Below are 561 nucleotides of genomic sequence, written 5' to 3' on the forward strand. Positions count from 1 at the left end.
ACCTGCTTGCTCATAAATATGAATCGCAGGATGGTTACTTTCTCTTACTTCTAGCCACGCGCTGTCTGCTTTGGCTTGCTCACAGTGATTCAGAAAGGCATCCAATAACTTTTGACCGTAGCCTTTTCCTTGTAGAGCAGGGGCAACCGCAATATTGAGTAACGTCACTTCACCCACAATATTTTGTGCATAAAAGTAGCCAACTACCGAGCCGTCTTCGACCATCACGTGATGGCACGCACCGCGACTCGACAAATCGCGCACTAACGACTCTGCCCATGGGTGAGAATGCGCTTGCTGTTCAATTTGCCAAACTTGCTCCACATGCTCACTGCACATTGGGAGAATTTCAATCGTCATGATTTAACCTATTAGGTCGAAATACCGCGCCACAATAGAGCTTGGTATTCGATCTTTTACAAACGTTACGAGTAAGAACAAATTTGCTGCCAAAGTGCGCGTTTTTGTTCATTGTTGCCATCAATGTCTTGCAATAACGGCGAGGTTAGCTGCTTAGCATTTTCCATACTGTTACTTTCACAGCCTGCAAACCATACCCAC

Annotated in this window: 2 protein-coding genes; both read right to left on the bottom strand. The window is 45.6% G+C overall.

Annotation, left to right across the window (positions count from 1 at the left end; translation table 11 throughout):
* Positions 1–360, bottom strand: a 360-nt coding sequence (rimI, locus tag R7E78_RS29200; RefSeq protein WP_318059028.1) for a ribosomal protein S18-alanine N-acetyltransferase, incomplete at its 3' end; no start/stop codon positions are given.
* A 65-nt stretch (positions 361–425) separates the two neighbouring features.
* Positions 426–561, bottom strand: a 136-nt coding sequence (locus tag R7E78_RS29205) for a DNA polymerase III subunit psi (RefSeq protein ID WP_318059029.1), incomplete at its 5' end; no start/stop codon positions are given.

Source organism: Vibrio sp. YT-19(2023) (assembly GCF_033337395.1).